The sequence below is a fragment of the Polynucleobacter sp. 35-46-11 genome, assembly GCF_002281105.1.
Map to the genome: position 1 here is coordinate 1 of NZ_NCFJ01000119.1, position 6102 is coordinate 6102.

At 46.8% G+C, this 6102-nt stretch carries 8 protein-coding genes; 3 read left to right on the forward strand and 5 right to left on the reverse strand.

The window, feature by feature from the left end; translation table 11 throughout:
- From B7Y67_RS09440 to B7Y67_RS09455, 4 genes are all read right to left on the reverse strand, one after another.
- Positions 1-844, reverse strand: an 844-nt coding sequence (locus tag B7Y67_RS09440) for an MFS transporter (protein ID WP_293598425.1), incomplete at its 3' end; no start/stop codon positions are given.
- A 20-nt stretch (positions 845-864) separates the two neighbouring features.
- A complete protein-coding gene (gene aroC, locus B7Y67_RS09445) occupies positions 865-1980 on the reverse strand; it encodes a chorismate synthase (protein WP_293598426.1) in 1116 nt (371 codons plus the stop codon).
- 42 nt (positions 1981-2022) lie between these two features.
- Positions 2023-2478, reverse strand: coding sequence for a CBS domain-containing protein (locus tag B7Y67_RS09450; protein ID WP_293598427.1), 456 nt, complete (start codon positions 2476-2478; stop codon positions 2023-2025).
- A gap of 77 nt (positions 2479-2555) precedes the next feature.
- Entirely contained in the window at positions 2556-3416 is an 861-nt protein-coding gene (locus tag B7Y67_RS09455) for a YhjD/YihY/BrkB family envelope integrity protein (protein WP_293598428.1), read from the reverse strand.
- Positions 3417-3434: 18 nt separating this feature from the next.
- Between B7Y67_RS09455 and wrbA the strand changes: the two genes are divergently transcribed.
- The 3 genes from wrbA to B7Y67_RS09470 all read left to right on the forward strand — a co-directional run bounded on the left by wrbA (position 3435) and on the right by B7Y67_RS09470 (position 4736).
- Positions 3435-4031, forward strand: coding sequence for an NAD(P)H:quinone oxidoreductase (gene wrbA / locus B7Y67_RS09460; RefSeq protein ID WP_293598429.1), 597 nt, complete (start codon positions 3435-3437; stop codon positions 4029-4031).
- 8 nt (positions 4032-4039) lie between these two features.
- Complete coding sequence (locus B7Y67_RS09465) at positions 4040-4438, forward strand: DUF2069 domain-containing protein (RefSeq protein ID WP_215303443.1); 399 nt, start codon at positions 4040-4042, stop codon at positions 4436-4438.
- Between the two features lie 112 nt (positions 4439-4550).
- The gene (locus B7Y67_RS09470) at positions 4551-4736 is read left to right on the forward strand and encodes a hypothetical protein (protein ID WP_293598430.1); all 186 of its coding nucleotides are present in this window, start codon (positions 4551-4553) and stop codon (positions 4734-4736) included.
- Between the two features lie 44 nt (positions 4737-4780).
- Here the strand turns inward: B7Y67_RS09470 and B7Y67_RS09475 are convergent, their stop codons facing one another.
- Positions 4781-5965 (reverse strand): MFS transporter, encoded by a 1185-nt coding sequence (locus B7Y67_RS09475; RefSeq protein WP_293598431.1) that lies wholly within the window; start codon positions 5963-5965, stop codon positions 4781-4783.
- Between the last annotated feature and the right edge of the window lie 137 nt (positions 5966-6102).

Consider the following 6102-nt stretch of genomic DNA (forward strand, 5'->3'; position numbering starts at 1 on the left):
TAAATCGAAACAAGCCAATACCAAAAGCAAGCTGTAAAACAACTTCAGCATCCAGACGACTGAGTAATTTGCTCTGGAAATAAAAGAAGATCACCTCAGCAGCAACGCCTAGAGCCCAAAATAAACCGATCTCGAATTTATCGTAGCCCAGGTCTGCTAGGTAGAGTGAATAGAACACATACAAAGCAGCATGCGCAAAGATCATAAAGAATCCCGATAGTAAGAACCAACGCACATCAGGATTAAACAAAACAATTAAGAGTTCGCCTTTCACCATCTTGCGACGCTCCATCTTGGGCTCATGCAAGCGGAACGTGACCAAGGCTAAGAAGGTCAACACTACCGCGCCCACAATCGGATAGAGCTCAATACCTTCGCGCTGAAATAACTCGCCAGCAATTAAGACCATTGCAATAAAGCCAATTGATCCCCATAAGCGTAAGCGGCCATAACGCTTATCAAAGGAATTGTCTTTAAACAAAGCATGAACTGTGGCCGACTCTCCTAGTGGCATCAAGCTGCTAAGTATGGTGTGCAGCACAAACATCCAAATGAAGAATGCAATATAGCTTTGCAGAAAAAAGATGCACAAGAAAGTGACTGCTGCCAAGCAAGCGCAGAATCGAATAATGCCAATGCGATCAGACAGATAGTCAGACAGCCATCCCCAGGAGAATGGACCAACTATTCGTGTAACTTGCAGCATGGACATTAAGACTGCGATCTCAATAACACTAAAACCACGGTCAAGGAAAAAGAGGCTGGCGTAGGGAGAAACTAAGCCAACATACGCGAAATATAAAAAGAAAAAGGACCCGAAGGCCCAACGCACTGAAGGTGTCATTATCTTTTTCTTTAACGGATTTAGTCGCTTACTGAACCAGGTCGGGCAGCCGGCACCGGCGGCACAGCATGTTTCACATCACCGCATTGAGCACGATGGCGTAGAACATGATCAATCAATACCAACGCTAACATCGCTTCAGCAATCGGCGTTGCACGAATACCTACACAAGGATCATGACGACCTTTGGTTTGCACAGTAATGGGCTTACCATCTAGATCAACCGATTCCTTTGGACTCAAGATACTAGAGGTCGGTTTAATTGCAATCGATATGCGTAGATCTTGACCGGTACTAATTCCGCCCAAAGTACCGCCAGAATTATTGCTTGCAAATCCATCTGGATGGAGTTCATCGCCATGCTCGCTACCGCGTTGTGCTACCGACCTAAAGCCAGCACCAATCTCAACGCCTTTGACTGCATTAATACCCATCATGGCATGGGCGATATCGGCATCCAACTTATCAAATAGAGGCTCACCCAAACCAATGGGCACATTACGCGCCCGCACTTCAATCTTGGCGCCACAGGAATCCCCTGCTTTGCGCAGTGCATCCATATAAGCTTCTAACTGGGGAACAATATCGGCGTTTGCAGCAAAGAAAGGATTGCTCTCAATGAGTGCTGCATCTTGAAACGGAATTTCAATTTCACCAAGCTGACTCATGTAGCCATAAAACTCAGTGCCATATTGTTCTTTGAGCCACTTCTTAGCAATAGCTGCTGCAGCCACTACAGGCGCAGTCAATCTCGCTGAAGATCGCCCACCACCACGAGGATCACGTAAGCCGTATTTGTAGTGATAAGCGTAATCAGCATGGCCAGGTCTAAATGTCTGCAGGATGTTTCCGTAGTCTTGACTGCGCTGATCCGTATTACGTATCAATAAACCAATTGGGGTCCCAGTGGTTTTGCCCTCGTAGACACCCGATAGAATTTCAACCCTATCCGCCTCTTGACGCTGTGTGACATGACGCGAGGTTCCCGGTTTTCGACGATCTAAATCAATTTGCAAGTCTGCTTCACACAGAGACATTCCTGGAGGGCAGCCATCAACAACGGCGCCAATCGCGGGACCATGGGATTCACCAAAGGTGGTGACTGTAAAGAGGAGGCCTAAAGTATTTCCTGACATATCGACATTATGTCATCTGTCAGGACTATCGGGCTAGGTCACTTAAGGGGATGCCTTTTCGGGCTCTTCTGGCCAGTCGCGGATATATGCCTTCAGCATGGTGTTTTCGAAGTCTTGAGCTTCAACGACGGATTTAGCCACGTCATAGAAAGAAATCACACCCATCAGCATCTTTTGATCTATCACTGGCAGGTAGCGGGCATGCTCTACCAACATCATCCGTCGAACCTCATCGATCTCGGTTTCCATATTGCATGTCAGTGGTTTGGAATTCATCACGCTTTGTACCGACAGATTATCCAATTTGCCATGATGCTTAGCCAAGGCAGCAATCACCTCACGGAATGTCAGGATGCCGACAAGCTTGTCGTATTCCATGACCACCAAGGAGCCGATATCGTGGTCACTCATTACCAAGACCGCTGTTTGCAAAGTAGTCTCTGGAGCTACCGTAAATAGAGTGCTACCTTTTACGCGCAATATGTCACAAACCTTCATTTGGTCTCCAGCAATAAGTTCTTATATGAACAATATATTCTCAAGCCCAAAGGGAATCAAGGGTCAATTGAGGTATTTCAGTAACGAATAACCCTAAGCAGCCCGCTCCGAATGCTGGGGAGGTTGGCAACCAAGACTGCTCCAGCCAAGGTAATCCACCAAGTCAGATAAATCCAAATGAGCGCCAAGGGGAAAATAGCAAAGGCACCATAGACCGTTTTGTAAAAGGCCACATTAGTTAAAAAGAGGCCGAAGCCAAACTTCATTAATTCGAAGGTAAGAGCGGCAAAAAAGGCGCCACTAAACGCATCGCGCCACTGAATTTGTGTATATGGCAAAACTTTATAGGCCACGGAGAATACCGACATTGCTAAAAGCACCGGAACTACGGTTGCGAATAAGCTTAAGCCAAAACTTAGGGCTTCCGTCCACCCTTCTGCCGCACTAAATAGCAAACCGCTCAAATAAGTCCCGATACCAAGCAGAATGGGGCCCATTATTGTGGCCGCTGAATAGACTGCGACCTTTTTCACAATGGGTCGCCGCTCCGAGACACGAAAAATTTGATTAAAAGCATTCTCAATCACTGCCATTGTCATCATCGTCGTAATCACGAGACCAATCAAACCAAGCAAGGTCAGACCCTTGGCCTGAGCCGAAAATTGATTCAAGTAGTTAAAGACTTGTTGATTTAATCCGCCAGGCATATAGGTATCGAGCAGCCAAGCCTGAACGGCATATTTAATCCGCACTACGCTGGGAAGATAGCCAATCAGAATAGAAGCCACCGTCAGCATTGGGACCAAGGACAGCGTAGTTGTGAAAGCCAAACTAGCCGCCACTTGCTTCAGATTTTGTCCGCGATTACGCTCCCAGATCTCTTTTCCAAGAGAGAGCCATAATTGAGGATTACGAATGAGGCGCATCGCCCATATCATAAGAGATAAGAGAAAAATATGAGCCAATCAGACATATTAGTTTTGTACTACTCACGCTATGGTGCAACCCGCAACCTTGCACGGCTTATTGCCGAGGGGATCGAAAGCGTTCCAGGTGCTAATGCTCGATTACGTACCGTGCCAGCCATCTCCACTGTTTGTGAATCTACAGAGGCGGCAGTTCCATCTGATGGCGCTCCTTATGTTGAGTATGCAGACTTAAAAGAATGTATTGGTCTAGCTCTGGGATCACCCACTCGCTTTGGCAATATGGCGGCTCCCATGAAATATTTTTGGGATGGCAGCTCGTCAGAATGGATGAATGGTGCACTCATTGGGAAGCCAGCTTGTGTTTTCACCAGCACGGGCAGTTTGCATGGCGGCCAAGAAAGCACCCTTCTCACCATGATGATTCCCCTACTTCACCACGGCATGATGATCATGGGTATTCCGTACAGCGAATCCGACCTCATGAGTACCTCAACTGGTGGCAGCCCTTACGGTCTCACCCACCTTGCACATGCCGATGGCCGAGCTCCAATCAGCGCTGAAGAGCAACGCTTAGCAATTGCTCAAGGCAAGCGCTTGGCACTCACAGCACTCAAACTCATTTAAGGCAATTCATGCTCAAAAGCTGGCTATCCAAAAACCCGTATCAACTGATTGCTACAGCAGCTTTTGTTGACCTGTTTATTCTATGCATTGCCTGGGAATGGTTTATTTCCCCATTGAGACCTGGTGGCTCGTGGCTCATTCTCAAGGCCATCCCCCTCTTATTTGCCATTCCAGGACTCTGGAAAGGTAATGTTTACACCATGCAATGGGCTTCCATGCTGATCTTGCTCTACATCACCGAGGGACTGGTCCGCATTCTGGAAACAGGGGCTAATTTCTGGATGGCTGCCCTGGAAACCACCCTAGGTACGGTCGCCTTTGTTTGCCTGCTGATCTACCTCAAACCCATTAAAGCCCGGGCTAAAGCGGCAAAAAAAGAGCGCGCTGCAGCAGAAATACAGGGTTAAAGGGTCAAAAAAGGGCTTATTTAGCAAAATTTGCTAATTTCTTAAAAATATTACAAATTCCTGTCATCCCAGTCACTTTTTCATGCGTTGTATGCCCATGGAGGTGGCAAATATGTCAACAAGACTCAAACGTTGGGCCCGCGCAATTCAACAAATCGACCTGTCCAAAAGGACTCCCGAAGTCGCCGTTGGCTATCTAGATAGCAAGTACCACGATATCGCTTGGCGCTATATCCGTATTTTGGGCTTTGAGCGCACCATTAGCTTTATGGCCAGCAATAACTTCCACCCGGAATAACTGACCACAGCCCCTAGCTTTTCCAATCACCCCAGATGATGTTTTTATCTGGGGTTTTGTGTTTCTGGGACTCTGAAAACCCAAAATGCGAGCATCAAAAAGGCTACGCAAGCACAGGAACCGGAGAATAGAAATGCATAACTGGGATTGAAGGATTCATAAAGCCAGCCAAATATTAATGAGGCTGGCAGCAACATCAAACCCGATACTAAATTAAACCAACCAAAGGCAGTTCCCGCCATGCCCCTAGGAGCAAGGTCTGCCACTAGCGCCTTCTCTACCCCCTCAGTAGCTGCCTTAAACAATCCATAGATAGCAAATAGGCCGCAAAGCATCCAGAGCGCAATTCCAGAAAAACTCATTGAAATATAAAAAAATGCAAAGGCAGCCCATGCGATCAAAATAAAGTTCTTGCGGCTAAATCGATCTGAGAGAGCCGATAGCGGCGTTCCAAAAATAGTTGTGATTAAAGAAATAGCAGCCCATAAGAGAGGAATCTGCTCTTGAGGAACCCCAAGCTCTCTGGCCCTCAACAACAAAAACATGTCCGATGAATTTGCTAAGGCAAAAATACCAGCCACCAAAATATAGCGCTTAAATTGTGGCGGAAGACCTTCGAGAGACCATGAAAAAGGTTTGACAGTCACTTTTTCGCGAACAGGCTCTTTAAGGCAAAGTGCCAGAACTACGGCAATGACTCCAGGGACAACCGCCCATAAGAAGATATCCCTCAATGGGACTTGTATCCATAATAAGTAAGCTGCAATTAGGGGTCCAAAGACTGCACCTGCGTTATCCATCGACCGATGTAATCCAAAGGTAATGCCTCGCTGGTTGGGCTCAACACTCTCCGCCAATAATGCATCCCGTGGGGAACTTCTCAAGCCCTTGCCAAGACGATCAGTAAATCGAATACACAAGACCCATGCCCAAGAACTTGCCATCGCAATTAAAGGTCGGCCAATTCCCGCTAGGAAATAGCCGATCACAATCCAGGGCTTAGTCTTTTTGGTGCGATCCACAATCACACCGGAAACTAATTTAAAGATACTTGAAGTAGCCTCTGCAATCCCCTCAATCAGACCTAGCGCCCTAGGCCCCGCCATCAATACAGTGGCGAGATAGAGCGGCATCAAGGGATACAGCATTTCACTTGCGGCATCATTGACAAAACTAATCAGGCCGATGAGCCACACAGTTCGAGGAAGGGAAAATAAAGTCTTAAACATGCAAATCCAATGTAGCATCAAATTAAATTTAGATGAGACTGTCACAATCGCTTGAATCTATGTTCAATAGAACGTAGGATCAAGAGGTAGGCGTCAGCCAATTACACAGATTAAATAACAAGCACCCTATTTAAAGG

Excerpts from the sequence above, each read along its gene's own strand:
- B7Y67_RS09455 (WP_293598428.1), bottom strand. The coding sequence starts at position 3,416 with ATGATATGGGCGATGCGCCTCATTCGTAATCCTCAATTATGGCTCTCT.
- B7Y67_RS09450 (WP_293598427.1), bottom strand. The coding sequence starts at position 2,478 with ATGAAGGTTTGTGACATATTGCGCGTAAAAGGTAGCACTCTATTTACG.
- B7Y67_RS09465 (WP_215303443.1), top strand. The coding sequence starts at position 4,040 with ATGCTCAAAAGCTGGCTATCCAAAAACCCGTATCAACTGATTGCTACA.
- aroC (WP_293598426.1), bottom strand. The coding sequence starts at position 1,980 with ATGTCAGGAAATACTTTAGGCCTCCTCTTTACAGTCACCACCTTTGGT.
- B7Y67_RS09475 (WP_293598431.1), bottom strand. The coding sequence starts at position 5,965 with ATGTTTAAGACTTTATTTTCCCTTCCTCGAACTGTGTGGCTCATCGGC.
- B7Y67_RS09470 (WP_293598430.1), top strand. The coding sequence starts at position 4,551 with ATGTCAACAAGACTCAAACGTTGGGCCCGCGCAATTCAACAAATCGAC.
- wrbA (WP_293598429.1), top strand. The coding sequence starts at position 3,435 with ATGAGCCAATCAGACATATTAGTTTTGTACTACTCACGCTATGGTGCA.